Annotated in this window: 12 protein-coding genes and 1 tRNA gene; 7 read left to right on the plus strand and 6 right to left on the minus strand. The window is 61.5% G+C overall.

The window, feature by feature from the left end; genetic code table 11:
* Positions 1-5: 5 nt before the first annotated feature.
* A complete protein-coding gene (locus ACQY6C_RS03440; RefSeq protein WP_427964735.1) occupies positions 6-1,502 on the minus strand; it encodes a CoA-acylating methylmalonate-semialdehyde dehydrogenase in 1,497 nt (498 codons plus the stop codon).
* 90 nt (positions 1,503-1,592) lie between these two features.
* Between ACQY6C_RS03440 and ACQY6C_RS03445 the strand changes: the two genes are divergently transcribed.
* Positions 1,593-2,492, plus strand: coding sequence for a LysR family transcriptional regulator (locus ACQY6C_RS03445; protein ID WP_427964738.1), 900 nt, complete (start codon positions 1,593-1,595; stop codon positions 2,490-2,492).
* Positions 2,493-2,501: 9 nt separating this feature from the next.
* Here the strand turns inward: ACQY6C_RS03445 and ACQY6C_RS03450 are convergent, their stop codons facing one another.
* Together ACQY6C_RS03450 and ACQY6C_RS03455 are read right to left on the minus strand one after the other, a co-directional pair.
* Positions 2,502-3,512 carry a LacI family DNA-binding transcriptional regulator gene (locus ACQY6C_RS03450; RefSeq protein ID WP_427964741.1) on the minus strand — a complete coding sequence of 337 codons (1,011 nt, stop codon included), beginning with the start codon at positions 3,510-3,512 and terminating at the stop codon, positions 2,502-2,504.
* 156 nt (positions 3,513-3,668) lie between these two features.
* Complete coding sequence (locus ACQY6C_RS03455; protein ID WP_427964743.1) at positions 3,669-6,590, minus strand: TonB-dependent receptor; 2,922 nt, start codon at positions 6,588-6,590, stop codon at positions 3,669-3,671.
* Between the two features lie 400 nt (positions 6,591-6,990).
* On the opposite strand from ACQY6C_RS03455, the gene ACQY6C_RS03460 reads away from it, so the two are divergent.
* The 5 genes from ACQY6C_RS03460 (at position 6,991) to ACQY6C_RS03480 (ending at position 9,515) form a co-directional block, all read left to right on the plus strand.
* A tRNA-Gly gene (locus ACQY6C_RS03460) sits at positions 6,991-7,064 on the plus strand.
* Between the two features lie 138 nt (positions 7,065-7,202).
* Complete coding sequence (locus tag ACQY6C_RS03465; RefSeq protein ID WP_427964746.1) at positions 7,203-7,763, plus strand: TMEM165/GDT1 family protein; 561 nt, start codon at positions 7,203-7,205, stop codon at positions 7,761-7,763.
* 110 nt (positions 7,764-7,873) lie between these two features.
* A complete protein-coding gene (locus tag ACQY6C_RS03470; RefSeq protein WP_427964749.1) occupies positions 7,874-8,335 on the plus strand; it encodes a Dps family protein in 462 nt (153 codons plus the stop codon).
* A gap of 86 nt (positions 8,336-8,421) precedes the next feature.
* A complete protein-coding gene (locus ACQY6C_RS03475; RefSeq protein WP_427964752.1) occupies positions 8,422-9,045 on the plus strand; it encodes a 6-phosphogluconolactonase in 624 nt (207 codons plus the stop codon).
* Positions 9,033-9,515 carry an NUDIX domain-containing protein gene (locus tag ACQY6C_RS03480; RefSeq protein WP_427964755.1) on the plus strand — a complete coding sequence of 161 codons (483 nt, stop codon included), beginning with the start codon at positions 9,033-9,035 and terminating at the stop codon, positions 9,513-9,515. Before ACQY6C_RS03475 ends, ACQY6C_RS03480 begins: the two co-directional genes overlap by 13 nt.
* On the opposite strand, the gene dinB is transcribed toward ACQY6C_RS03480, so the two are convergent.
* Positions 9,512-10,648: a DNA polymerase IV gene (gene dinB / locus ACQY6C_RS03485; protein WP_427964758.1), complete on the minus strand. Its 1,137-nt coding sequence runs from the start codon at positions 10,646-10,648 to the stop codon at positions 9,512-9,514. The genes ACQY6C_RS03480 and dinB overlap by 4 nt on opposite strands.
* Positions 10,649-10,757: 109 nt before the next feature.
* Here dinB and ACQY6C_RS03490 point away from each other — a divergent pair, with 109 nt between their 5' ends.
* Positions 10,758-12,026, plus strand: coding sequence for a multidrug effflux MFS transporter (locus tag ACQY6C_RS03490; protein WP_427964760.1), 1,269 nt, complete (start codon positions 10,758-10,760; stop codon positions 12,024-12,026).
* Positions 12,027-12,041: 15 nt separating this feature from the next.
* Here the strand turns inward: ACQY6C_RS03490 and ACQY6C_RS03495 are convergent, their stop codons facing one another.
* Both ACQY6C_RS03495 and ACQY6C_RS03500 read right to left on the minus strand, forming a co-directional pair.
* Positions 12,042-13,001, minus strand: a complete 960-nt coding sequence (locus tag ACQY6C_RS03495; protein WP_427964763.1) for an NAD-dependent epimerase/dehydratase family protein — start codon at positions 12,999-13,001, stop codon at positions 12,042-12,044.
* A 111-nt stretch (positions 13,002-13,112) separates the two neighbouring features.
* Positions 13,113-14,297, minus strand: a 1,185-nt coding sequence (locus ACQY6C_RS03500; protein ID WP_427964766.1) for a biotin/lipoyl-containing protein, incomplete at its 5' end; no start/stop codon positions are given.

Below are 14,297 nucleotides of genomic sequence, written 5' to 3' on the forward strand. Positions count from 1 at the left end.
AGGACTTACCCCATAGTTGGAATGACGAAAGCGTTGCTACCATCGCCGCCGCCATCGGGCCAGCGCTGGGTGACCTTCTTGGACTTGGTCCAGAACCGCAGGCCTTCCATGCCGTATTGGTCGATATCGCCAAAGCCGGAGCGCTTCCATCCGCCGAAGCTGTGATAGCTCACCGGGACGGGGATCGGGACGTTGATACCGACCATGCCGACATTGACGCGGCTGGCGAACTCGCGCGCGGCATGGCCGTTGCGGGTAAAGATGGCGACGCCATTGCCATATTGGTGGTCAGAGGGGAGGCGCACAGCCTCTTCGAAGTCCTTGGCGCGCACGATCTGCAGCACCGGGCCAAAGATTTCCTCCTGATAACTCTTCATCTGCGGCGTGACATGGTCAATCAGCGTCGGGCCGACGAAGAAGCCTTTCTCGTGGCCCTGCAGGCTGAAACCGCGGCCGTCCACCACGATTTCGCCGCCTTCTTGCTCGGCCGTGGAGATCCACTGCTCGATCCGCGCCTTGTGCTCGGGCGTGACGACCGGGCCGTAATGCGCCTCGGGGTCGGTCGAGACGCCCACGCGAAGCGCATGGATGGCGGGAATCAGCTTTTCCTTGAGCCGCTCTGCCGTATCTTCGCCGACAGGGACCACCACCGGCAGCGCCATACAGCGCTCGCCGGCAGAGCCGAAGGCCGCACCCGTAAGGTCGTTCACCACCATGTCGAGGTCCGCGTCGGGCATCACCACGCCGTGGTTCTTCGCCCCGCCAAAGGCCTGCACCCGCTTGGCGTTGGCGGTGCCGCGCGCATAGATATATTGCGCGATGTCGGATGAGCCGACGAAGCTCACTGCGCTGATGTCAGCATGATCGAGGATGGCATCGACCATTTCCTTGTCGCCATGGACGACCTGCAGCAGCCCCTCGGGCGCGCCAGCCTCGAGGAACAGCTCGGCCAGCCGCACCGGCACGCTGGGATCGCGCTCGGACGGCTTGAGGATGAAGGCGTTACCCGCAGCGATCGCCATGCCGAACATCCACATCGGGATCATGGCGGGGAAGTTGAACGGAGTGATACCCGCTCCGATGCCGAGCGGCTGGCGCATCGAATAGACATCGATGCCTGGGCCGGCACCCTGCGTATATTCGCCCTTGAGCGCCTGCGGGATACCGCAAGCAAACTCGATCACTTCCAATCCGCGCTGCACGTCGCCATGCGCATCCTCGACCACCTTGCCGTGTTCGGACGAGAGCAGTTCGGCCAATTCCTGCTTGTTTGCCTCAACCAGCCGCTTGAACTCGAACATCACGCGGGCGCGTTTCTGCGGATTGGTCGCGGCCCATGCGGGCTGGACTTTCTTTGCGGCTGCCACGGCCTTGTCGAGCAGGCTGGCATCGCCCAGAGCGACTTCGGCCTGGACCTCGCCGGTCGAAGGATTCCAGATTTGGTGCTTGCGTGCGGGAGCGGTGCCCCCTCCGCCAACGATGAAATGGTCGATCTGGCGCATGATCTTCAATCCTCTTCCACTTTGTCACATCCCGATGCGGCACGGATTTCGTGCAGACAACCAGTAAATTCGCATGTACCACCTGCAAATATGCAGGATCTCAACTGGAACGATATCCGGGTCTTTCTCGCGGTGGCCGAAACGGGCAAAATCGGGCTCGCTGCGCAAAATCTCCGGCTCGATCCAACCACTCTTGGGCGGCGGCTCAAACGGCTCGAAGCGCGACTCCAGACGACTCTATTCGAACGGACCAGAACCGGCCAGACCCTTACCGAAGCGGGTGAGCGATTGCTGTCCCAGGCAGAGGCCATGGCGCAGGCGGCGCGCTCGATCGACGAGCAAATGGCGTCCGAAACGGGGTTGAGCGGTGTGCTGCGCATGAGCGTTGCCGAGGGGTTCGGCAGCCAGTTCCTGACTCCCTATCTGGGGCAGTTCGCCCTGGAGCATCCTAACCTCACGGTGGAACTGGTGGCCAATAGCGGTTTTCTGAGTCCTTCCAAACGCGAGGCGGACATCGCCGTGATGCTTTCGCGGCCCAAGGCTGGGCCGGTCCTGTGCCGCAAGCTGTCAGACTATTCGCTCAGGCTCTATGCCAGCCCGGCCTATCTGGAGGAGCGCGGCACGCCGGCGACCCCCGCCGATCTGGCGCATGGTCACACACTCGTCAGCTATGTTCCAGACCTGCTGTTTGCACCCGAGCTCAACTATCTCGATGAGTTCCATGCCGGGCTTGAAGCGAGAATCCGTTCGTCGAGCATCAACGCCCAGCATCGCCTGATCGTCGAAGGCGCGGGGATCGGAGTTCTGCCTTGCTTCATCGCCGAGGACGCGGGTGACCTCGTGCCAGTGTGTGCCAGCACGAAGATCCGGCGGGGCCTATGGCTCGTCACGCATAGCGACACGCAAAGCCTGGCTCGGGTGAGGGCGGGCAAGACCTGGCTGGCAGAATGCGTCGCGAAGGGGCAGCGGCGGCTTAATCCGCCGGATTAGCGCGCGCCTTCAATTGCGGGCAGTGCTGGCCCGGGCAATCAGTTCGACCGGAGCGAGCGGTGCGGCGCTATCGGTCTCTTCGTCGAGCACGCGGGCAACAAGTTGGCGGCCTGCCTCCTCCAGGTCCGGCTTGATCGTAGTCAGTGGTGGGTTGGCGTGTGCGGTCGCGGCGAGTCCGTCATACCCGACGATGCCAACTTCCTGCGGGATGGAAACCCCGCGTTCGACCAGCGCCTCGAGCGCGCCGAGCGCAATGAAGTCACAGGCGGCGAAGATCGAATCATAGGTCTGGCCGCTCACTGCCAGCCGCGCGATCGCCTCGCGCCCCTGTTCGAAACGGTCGTTGGTGCTGAGATCGCGCATCACCACCGCTTCACCGCCGAGTTCCTTCATGGCCTGGCTGAAGCCTTCGAAGCGCTCGTTGAACTGGCGCTGGGCGCTTTCGATTGGGCCAAGGAAGACAGGCTTGCGATAGCCCTTTTGCCACAGATGCTCGGCAGCCAGCTTGCCGCCCAGGCGATTATCGGAACGGACCGAATGCGCTTCCTCGAAGGGAAGCCCCCAGCATACCGAGTGATCGGATTCCTGCAGGATGGGCCGGAAATGGGCCCAGGCCCTTGGGTTCTGAGTCGTCCCCAGCACGATCATCGCATCCGCATCGCGCTGTTCGACATAGCGCCCGTAGAAATTGTCTTCCGACGATTGGAAGGACACCAGCGTCTCGTAACCGCGTGCCGATGCGGCGCGGCAAACGCTGCCCAGCAGCGCATAGGTGAAAGGATTGACCTCCTGCGAGCGATCTTCGGCGCGAATGATGAGCACCACCGCAATGACCCCGGTCTGCCCGCTGCGCAGCCTGGATGCGCGCTTGTCAGGCAGGTAATCGAGCGAGCGGGCCGCCTCGAGAACGCGTTCGCGCGTGGCCTCGCTGATCCGTGACGCGCCGGTAAACACCCGCGAAACGGTCGACTGGCTGACGCCTGCCTTCTCGGCGACGTCCCATGCTGTGGTCTTGCGCATATTGCGGCTTGTCCTCGCCCTGCATCCCCCGGCCTGTGCCTTGCGTTGCGCATATTATGCGCAGTTGGCCAGTATCGCAATCTTCGGGGTGCCCGGGAAATAAAAAGGGGCGCCGCGACTGCCCGCGACGCCCCTCTTTCAGATTGGAACCCTAAGTTAGAACTTCACGCCCACGGCCACGCCGTAACGGCGCGGATCGAGCGTGAAGATGTTGGTGAACAGGCCGGAGGACTGGTCCGTGACATAGAGACCCGTCGTCGCGTCATTGTTCGTGATATTCTGGATAAATCCCCTGACATACCAGCGGTCATCCTTGCCATTCAGCTGGATTTGCGCGTTGAGGATTTCATAGCCCTTGATCCGGTTGATCTGGTCATTGAAGATGCTGCCGTAACTCTCGCCCGTGTATGTCAGGTCGAGACGCGGGACCAGGCTGAGGTCGCCCAACCACCAGGTGTATTGCGCGCCAACCGAGAATTTGAAGTCCGGCGCCTGCGGCAGCTTGTTGCCCTTGATATCGACCGGGACGCCCGATGTAACCTCGATCCCGCCAAACAGTGCGCCGACAGTTGGCGCATTGTCGAACAGTGCCTGGCAGAACGAGAACGCGCCGGTTGTGTTGGTCGATGGGATTGGAACGGGGGCCTGGAGGCCGACGCCGCCATTGATTGCCGCGACATATCCATTTGCGGCAGCGGCGCTGCCCACAGTGGAAGTCACCGCACAATTGCTGGCCAGCGATATGTCCTTGATAATCACGGTATCGCTGCGGCCCGCCGAAACGTCGCGCGGGTTGATCAGCAGCTTAGTGGCCGACACTTCGGTATTGAGGTAGCTCGCGTTCATATTGATCACGAAATCGGGGATCGGGGCGATTATCGCTTCAGCCTCGATGCCCCAGATATTCGCATCGACATTGTCGTTCACCGAAGTGCGCGAAATGATACGGCTCAACTGCAGGCCCTTGTACTTGTAGTAGAAGCCCGTGAGGTTGAGTGTCATCTTGCCATTGGCAAATACGTTCTTCGAACCGATCTCGAAGGCGTCGACCTTTTCCGGAGCGAAGGATTCGTTGACCGCACCAACCGATAGCGGCGGATTGATGCCTCCCGACTTGTAGCCGCGCGAATAGGACGCGTAGAGGAGATTATCCGGCGATAGCTCGTAATCGACGACCGCACGACCGGTCATGCGATTGAAGCTCACGCTGCGCTCCTGCCATTCCTGAACGCCTGGGGTCGCCTTGTCGAAGTCCGCCGTCGCATAGTTGAGCGCGTCGGTGAAGGTGGTTGCCGAATAGGGCGCGATTATCGCGGCACCGCCCGAGAATTCGCTCGAGGTTCCGTCACTGTAAAGCAGCGTCCGGGCGCGCAGGAACTTTTCATCGTGATTGTAGCGTAGGCCGACAGTCAGCTTCAGGCGGTCGGTTGCCTCGAAATAGGCTTCACCGAAAAAGCCGTAGCTCTTGAGGTGCATCAGCGGCGAATTGTTCCGGTAGAAGGGCGTAATGCGATAGACGGGAAGGCCGCCTGTTGCACCCGATGCGGTCACGGCAGCGCCCAGGATACCAGCCGCATAGTCCAGTCCAAAGCTGTTGACGTAGTAGCTGTTATCCTTGGTCTTGCCGTCCAGGTAGATACCGCCGAGCAGCATGTTGAACGGTCCGTCCCAGTCGCTGTCGAGATGCGCTTCGATCGACCATTGTTCCTGGTCTTGTTCCGAGCGGTCGAAGTTGAGGCTGGTTTCGAAGCAGCCAGCGCTATTGCCGCCGAAAACACCCACACCATTGGGATCGGTTGCCGATTGGCAGGCGGCCCCTGCCGGGCCATTGGGGATCAAGGCGTTTGCTACCGGCCCAAAGATCGCGTCGAAACCGGGCGTGTTGGCATAGGCCTGCAGCGCGAGAAGGCCGGCATTATTGGCCAGCGAATCCTGCACACTGAGGTTGTAGTCAACGGTCGAGTCCACACGGTTCTTGCTGTAGCCTCCGGTCAGATTCAACGTCATCGAACCGAGACGCTGCTCCAGCTTGGCCATGTAGATTTCTTCGCGTGCAAAATAGGTCGGCTCGTAGTCGATTGCGACGGTGCGCAGATCGCGCGGGTTCTGTGCCGTGCTGAAAGCGTCCGTGCCATAGAGGCTGTTGAGGCCGAGCGGTGCGAAAGAAGGTGCGACCGCGATTCCCAGCAATTCATTGGATGATAGCACCCCGGCCAGAGTCGCATTGGAATTGAGCACATCGTAGTCCAGCCGGTCGGGAAGGCATCCCAGCACGCCGGTGGGGTCGCGGTGACACAATTGCTTCTGGATACGCGAGCGGTTGTCGTCTTCCTCGAAATAATAACCCATTAGCGTCACCTTGGTGTCGGCCGTGGGTTCCCAGGTCAGGGTTCCGCGGATCGCATAGAGATCGCGTCCGTCGATATCGTTGCCGGTGGTCAGATTCTTCGTAAAGCCGTCACGATTGAGGTAGAAGCCGGCCAGTCTGACACCAAGTGTTTCGCCAATGGGAATATTGACCATCCCCTTGGCCTTGATGCTGTTGAAATTGCCATATTCGAAATCGCCGGAAGCGGAGAATCCGGAAAGGTCGGGCTTTGCAGTGATGACATTGACCACACCCGATGTCGCATTCCGGCCGAACAGCGTGCCCTGGGGGCCGCGCAGCACCTCGATCCGTTCCAGATCGAAGAACTCGGTCTCGAACAGACGTGATGCCAGGAGCGGCATGTCGTTCACGTGGATGCCGGTGGCGGTATCGCACGAAACGCCAACGCAAAGGTCGCCGATGCCGCGAATGGTGAAGCTGGACGATGTGAAATTGGTCTTGGTGTAGGTAATGTTGGGCAGAGTGAGCTGCAGGTCGCTGCTGTTTTCGATCTGTTGCTCTTCAAGCGCTTCCGCGCTGAAAGCGCTCACCGCGATGGGAACTTCCTGCAGGCTTTGAGCCTGGCGCTGTGCGGTCACGATGATGACGTTTTCGGCCATCGAGGGCGCTTCCGCTTCGTCTTGTGCAAAAGCGGGCGTTGCGACCAGCGCAGCCAGCGCCGTTCCGAGATACAATTCGGGCTTTTTCATTGAAATGTCCTCTCCCTATTGCGCCCGTCGTTGGGGCGCGTTCCCCTCTATTTTGTAGACTGATTAGATCGAATTTTTCGGTAATTGGCAAGGCTGGAGCATCAGCCAGTGGAACATGCGGTTTGCCGACAACTACGAGAGAACTAGGACAAACTTCGAAGAGTGTGGATGCCGTAACGGCAATTGCCCCGGGAACGACATGATGAGAAATTCATGCCGACCGGGCGGAACTCTTGCGAAAGCCATCAATGTATTGCGGTAAGCGCCTGCGAAAGGGCGTTTTTGGGCAATTCGCAGGCGGGACGAGTCTTCTCCAACTGGGCCTGAATGAAAACGCCATTGACCGGAACGTGCACGCGCGGCAAAGGCGGCGTTCAGGCGGCTGGGCACGCAGCCGTTTGCGGGTGTAGCTCAATGGTAGAGCAGCAGCTTCCCAAGCTGACGACGAGGGTTCGATTCCCTTCACCCGCTCCAGATCTTTCGCTTCACAATCGCTGCACTGTTTGAACCGGCCTCACCCGCGCCAGCGGCCAGTTGATTGAACGCGCGTCGTGGATCAGTCGGCGCTACAGCATGGCGCTGGTCGCACGCGCAGGCTAACCTCGGCGGCGCATGGACTCGTTTCTCTTCCCGCTGGTGGCTGTGTTTCTCGCTTCGTTGGGCGGGCATGACCAGTTGCTGGTAGCGCGATTTTCCGCAGTGTCAGGGCAAAGCCGCGGCTTGCTGGCTGCGGTGCTTCTTTCCTGTGCGATCTCGGCAGGAGCAATGGCCTGGGCCGGAGCGACCATCGCCGCGCTTCTGCCCGGTGCGGCGCAGTCAATGCTGATCGGCTTCGCCCTGTTGGTGGCGGCGGTGGAGTTGTTCTGGCCAGTCCGGATGAAGATCCCGAGCGAACCGACCCGCTCGCTCGGCGCGTTTTCTCTCGTCCTCTTGACCCGGCAGATCGGCGATGCCGCCCGTTTCGCGATCTTTGCCTTCGCTGCGGCGACCGCGCTTGCGCCCATGGCCGGGTTGGGCGGGGCGATCGGCGGCGCGGCCGCGCTCTATTTCGGCTGGAGCATGGGCGAGAGGTTGGAGCATGTCCTGCGTTTGCGTAGCATCCGCCTGATGCTCGGCGGCGTCATGCTGGTGCTGGCCGTGGCGATCATGCTCGGCGCGCGCGGCATCCTGTAGTCAATCGATGAAATCGATTATTGATACCGAAAATGATCGAAAGCCTTAGTGTTCCCGATGCGTTATGGAGATGGCCAACAACGCAAATTCAGGAAGGTGAAGGATTTTCGATGGCTACCCATGGAGACAATGCGAAGAAGGCACTGGCAAGCGAGCTCAACGCTCTGCTGGCCGATCATCTGGCGCTCTATTTCAAGACCAAGAACTTCCACTGGCATGTGGCGGGACCGCGCTTTCGCGACCTGCATCTGATGTTCGACGAGCAGGCGGGTGCAATTCTGGGTCAGGTCGATGCGATCGGTGAACGCGTGCGCAAAAATGGCGAAGATACGCTGACGTCGATCGGCTCGGTCGTCCGGCACACTCAAGTCAGGGATCAGGACGATACCTTGCTGAGCGCGGAAGCGATGGTTGCGGAACTGCGCGACGACAATGCGGCGCTGGTCGCGCGGCTCAAGGGGCTGAAGGAACTGGCGGGCAATGCGAATGACAATGCCACGGACGGGATGCTCGACGACTGGACCGATCAGGCGGAAGAACGCGTCTGGTTCCTTTCGCAGACGCTCAAATAGGCAAGTAGCGGGCAGCGCATAGCTATTCCTTTGATCGGGGCCGTTTCCGCACTGTTCGGAAGCGGCCCTTTTGCTAGAGTGCTTGCATGGCAGAGGTCACAATCATCGAAGGAGCCGGGATCGGCGAAGTCGCCGACTGGCTGGAGCAGCGCATCGGTGCCGAGCTGGCTGCGGGCGAAGGCCCGGTCGCGATCACCGTGCCGGGCGGATCGACGCCGTTTCCGGTCTTCCAGGAGCTGGTCGCACGCGATCTCGACTTTTCCCGCCTGCTGGTGTGGCCGGGCGATGACCGGATTGTGGCGGAGGATCACCCCGCCTCCAACACTGGCAAGATCCGCGCTCTGTTCGAACCTGCGGGCGCGGAAGTCGTGACGCTGAGCGAGATGGAGCAGGTGCCGCGCTTTGCGCTGGCGTGGTTGGGCATGGGCGCGGACGGGCATATCGCTTCGCTGTTCCCTAACACCGATCCGCAGGTGCATGATGGGCAGGCGATCCGGCGGCTTACACCCGATCCGCTGCCGCCAGAGGCTCCGTTCGACCGCATTACGCTTACGATCCCTTCGCTTCTCAACAGCGGAGCGGTGCTGTTCACGCTGGGCGGCTCTGCGGAAAAGCGCGCAGTGTTCGAAGCGGCAATGCGCGGAGAGCACGACCTGCCTGTCGCCCGGCTGCTGGTGGCGGCGACGCAGCCGGTCACGTGTTTCGCCTGATCCCGCCTCCGCTGCACCGGCTCGCGCTGAAGATAGCGCACCGCGTGCGGCACAAATGGCGTCTTCTGCGCAAGGTCCCGATATCCGGTGTGACGGTGATTGCGAGCGATGCGCAGGGGCGGGTTCTACTGGTCCGGCACAGCTATGGTTCCGGCCATTGGGCCCTGCCAGGCGGAGGGATCAAGCGGGGCGAGGAGCCGCAGGATGCGGCCCATCGCGAAATGCGCGAGGAAGTCGGCTGCCTGATCGAGCAGGTCGAGCTGTTCGAGAGTTTCGAGGAAGTGATTTCGGGATCGCGGCACACCGCCTATCTTGTCTCCGCGCGGTTGCAGGGAGAACTGCGCCCGGACATGCGCGAAGTGGTGGAGGCGCGGGTGTTTGAGCCCGCCTCGCTGCCCCGGCCGATTGGCTCCCTCAGCCGGACTCGGCTTGAGAGGTGGCAGGCGCAAATTGGCAAGGACGGAAGCTAAAGAAGGGAGAGCTGCGCATCCTCCCGCTTGGGTTCCGCATCCTCGTCGCGTTCCAGGTTTGAAAGCGTCAGCCCCATCAGCCGGATCGGCATGGGTAGCGGCAAAGTTTCTTCCAGGAGATGATGCGCAAGCTGCGAGAATTCCTCCTTGCCGGATACCGCCTGTGGCACCGAGCGGGATCGGGTGATGAGCTGGAAATCGGTGAACTTCATCTTCAGCGTCACCGTGCGGCCCCTGGATTTGGTGCGCTCGATGCTTTCCCAAACGATATCGATGATATCGCGCAGCGTTTCGCGCAGCGCCGGGCCTGACGAGATATCTTCGTTGAACGTCCGCTCGCCGCCGACAGACTTGCGAATGCGATGCGCGCGCACCGGCCTCAAATCGATCCCGCGCGCGGCGCGATAGAGATAATCGGCGAAACTGCCGAAATTCTGACGCAGAAAGTCAATATCCTTGGCGGCGAGGTCCGCCCCGGTTTCGATTCCCAGCTTCGCCATCTTCTCCGCGCCCTTGGGCCCCACGCCGTGGAAACGTCGTACGGGCAGCCCCGCGACGAATTGCGCGCCCTGGCCGGGCCGGATCACGCACATTCCGTCAGGCTTGTTCTGGTCGCTGGCGATCTTGGCGAGGAACTTGTTGTAGGACACGCCCGCACTGGCGGTGAGCTGCGTCTTGGCCTTGATCTCCTGCCGGATCAGTTCGGCGATGCGGGTGGCGGAGCCGATCCCCAGCAGATCGTCCGTCACGTCGAGATAGGCCTCGTCGAGGCTCAGCGGTTCGACATGCGGCGTGTAGTGTTCGAAGATCCTGCGGATCTGCCGCGAGGCTTCCTTGTAGGCATCGAAACGGTGCCGCACGAAGATCAGGTCGGGGCACAGTCGCCTGGCGGTGACCGAAGGCATGGCGCTGCGCACGCCGAACTTGCGCGCTTCGTAACTCGCTGCGGCGACCACGCCGCGCTCGCCCGATCCGCCCACCGCAATCGGCTTTCCGCGCAGCTCGGGATTGTCGCGCTGTTCGACGGACGCGTAGAACGCATCCATGTCGACATGGATAATCTTGCGCAGGCCGGTGCCGGCCTCCTCTTCGCCTTCCCCGGCCTCGCCAGAATCGGTTTCAGCCTGCGTCATGCCAGCTGTGTAGGCGATTGTGGGCCGTGAAGCAGCAACGGGCTTGCAAGCTATGCCGGGCAAGCAATTTTCGCTTTCCAGTCATTGGCGAGTTGGGCATGGACGGCGCATGGCGATAACAGTGACATCCTCGGCCGGTGACAACCGGGTCATCGGACAGCGCGAATTCGTCACTCTGATGGCGGCGATCATGTCGCTCAACGCGCTCGCGATCGATTCGATGTTGCCCGCGCTGGACGATATTGCGGCATCGCTGAATGTTCTGGACCAGAACCAGCGCCAGTTCGTGATTGGCAGCTACATGATTTCCAGCGGACTCGGTTGCCTCATTCCCGGATTGCTGGCGGATCGCTTTGGCCGCCGCCCCATTCTGGTGCTGACTTTCGCGATCTATGCGCTCGCCTCGCTGCTGTGTGCATGGGCGACAAGTTTCGAGATGCTGATTGCCTTTCGCATGGCGCAGGGATTTGGCACTGCCGGGCTGGCGGTGCTGCCCGCCGCCATCATCCGAGACCGTTTTGAAGGAGACGCGATGGCGCGGCTGATGTCGCTGATCTTCATCGTTTTCATGGTCGTGCCGGTGCTTGCACCCGGCGTTGGGCAGGCGGTGATGCTGTTTGCAAGCTGGCGCTGGATCTTCGTGGTCATGGCGATCCTGGCATCGCTGGTGTGTGCCTGGACCTGGGTTCGCCTGCCAGAGACATTGGCACCGCAGGATCGCCAGCCGATCGATGTGCGGACAATCGCGCGCAATCTGCCGCTGACGCTGCGAACCCGTGTGGCAATCGGTTACGTGCTGGGCAGCGCAATCACCTTCGGGGCCTTGTTCGGCTATATCAATTCGGCGCAGCAGCTGATCGGCGAGCATTTCGGGGCGGAAAGATATTTCGCGCTGATCTTCGGCGTAACAGCTTCGACTCTGGCAATATCCAGCTTTGCCAATTCGCGCATCGTCGAACGTTTCGGCGCGCGCCGCGTGTCGCATACGGCACTGGTGACCTTCATCGCGGTGTCGGCGGTGCAGGTCTATGCCGCGATCGACCACCCCGATTCCCTCGCATGGTTCATTCCGCTGATGTCGGCGAACCTGTGCCTGCTGGGCTTCATCGGTTCCAACTTCGGTTCGATTGCGATGCAGCCGTTTTACGATACTGCGGGCGCCGCGTCCTCGGTCCAGGCGTTCATCCGCATGGGGACCGGCGCCGGGCTGGGGATACTGATCGGACAGGCCTATAACGGCAGTGCCCTGCCGCTTGCACTGGCGCTGCTGATTTGCAGCCTGCTGGGCCTGTTGCTGGTGCTATACAGCGAACGCGGCGTGCTGTTTCGCCGTCCGCGCGATGCGAGGAAGTATCTCGCCATGCACGAAGTTCTTTAGGCTGCGTGGACCCATTCAGGCCTTCAGCTGCCTGAGGCCCTGTTCGCGGGTGACGATTGGAGCATAGGCCAGCCCGGCGCACGCCTTGTCGCCCCTGAGCGTGCAGTCGCGCGCCAGCACCATGGCCTCGTGCCGGGTCAGGGGCGGCTTGCCCTTGAGGTTCAGGATGCGCCAGACGGGCTCGCTCACAGCGGCGATTGTGCCTGCCACCCACGAAGGGATCGACTTGTCGGGCAGTTCCAGCCCCTTCGAGGCGGCAATTCCAGCGATCATGTCCTTCATGCTCACCTCACCGTCGTCGAGAATGAAATAGGCTTCACCCGGCGTACCGTGATCGAGCGCGAGTTCGATGGCGTGGACCAGATTGTCGATATGGGTGGTGGACGTCAGGGCCTTCCCATGTTCGATCCATGCCCATTTGCCGGCTTTCACCATGGCCTCGATCGCGGGCAGCAGGGTCTGGTCGCCCGGCCCCCAGATGAAGCGGGGGCGCAGCACGATGGTCTCGAAACCGGGGCCATTGGCCCTCACTACCTTCATTTCGGCCTGCGCCTTGGTTGCGCAATAGGGGAAGGGGGAATCGGGCGCGAGCGGATAGCTCTCATCGGCATGCCGAACATCCTGTCCGTACACGATTGCTGCCTCGGTCCCGATATGGATGAAGCGCTTCACGCTTGCCGCACGCGCCGCATCGAGCATGTGCTGCGTGCCCAGCACATTGAAGCGGTGCCAGGCGTCCTTCGGCCCCCATGCCTCGACAAAGGCAGCCGAGTGGATGACCGCGTCGGCCCCTGCCATGTGTTCGGCGGAAACATTCTCAAGATCGCAACGGACCGGCGTGCCGCCCAACGCGCGGATCTTGGCGTCCGAGTTTTCGGAGCGTGACATGGCGATAATCTCGTGCCCCTTGGCCGCGAGGTGTCGCGCCGCCGCGCCGCCGACAAACCCCGATGCGCCGGTGATGAAGATTTTCATTTGCCCATCCTTCCCCGTTCGCCCTGAGCCTGTCGAAGGGGCGCACTTCCCTTTGAACAGGAAAAACAGGGCTTCGACAAGCTCAGCCCGAACGGATGTTTGGGGCTAACCCTATTCCTCGTTGGGTTCGACCACCGCCAGTAATGTTTCAACCTGGACCTGCGCACCGGGTTGGGCGGTGAGCTCGCGCACCGTCCCGTCAAAGGGCGCGGCGAGCGCATGCTCCATCTTCATCGCCTCGAGCACCATCAGCCGCTGCCCGGCCTTGACCTCCTCGCCATTGGCAACATCGACCGCAATCACCTTGCCTGGCATGGGGGCGATGATGTCTCCGTCGTGGGCGTGGTGGTGGCCGGTGCCGGAGGCGCGCGGCCAGCTGATTTCGTAGATATCGCCTTCTACCTGCACAAACTGCGAACCGTGGTGCATGACGTCCATGAACCCGTGCTCGAACCGCCCACCGAGCGGAGTAGGATCGAAGTCGAGTGCAACAGTCTCTCCATCGACATTGAGCCGCTGAAGCGAGCGCTGTGGGCTGTTGAGGCGGAAGCCTGATAGGCCGGAGACGCGCTGGTCGTAGTCGCTCGACTCTCTCAGGAGCCAGGACGAGGCGTCGCTTAACGTGCGATCAGATAGTTGCGGACGGGTGGTCAGCGCATCGAAGTTTCGCTCGATCAAGCCTGTGTCCAGGTCGGCGGCGCGGACGCTCTCATTCTTGAGCAACCGGACCAAGAAGCCTTTGTTCGTCTTTACAGGCCAAACGCGCGCAATTTCCAGCTGCGAGCCAAGCAGGTTGATCGCTTCCGCCCGGCTCTCCGCGTGGACAATGACCTTGGCAATCATTGGATCATAAAAAGGCGATACTTCGCTGCCTTCAACCACCCCGGTCTCGATCCGCGCGCTATCGTCGTAGAGGTCGAGCGAATCGAGCTTGCCGATACTAGGCAAAAAGCCCTTGGCCGGGTCCTCGGCATAGAGCCGCGCTTCTATGGCCCAGCCGTTGATCGACAGATCTTCCTGTTTGAGCGGGATCGGCTCGCCGCTGGCGACGCGCAGCTGCCATTCGACCAGGTCGACCCCGGTGATCTCCTCGGTCACCGGGTGCTCGACCTGAAGGCGGGTGTTCATCTCCATGAAGAAGATGCGGTCGGCGCGCAGGCCTTCGCTGGCGTCGGCGATGAATTCGATCGTGCGAGGGATCGTGAGCTTGCGGGACAGGTCCGCGAGGAAGACGAATGCGCCCTTGAGAACGCCGACCATGACGAGGTCGTCCGCGTCGGCGTAAGATCGGAAGAG

The organism is Altererythrobacter sp., assembly GCF_050299635.1.
In the GTDB taxonomy this organism is placed as follows: Bacteria; Pseudomonadota; Alphaproteobacteria; order Sphingomonadales; family Sphingomonadaceae; genus Erythrobacter.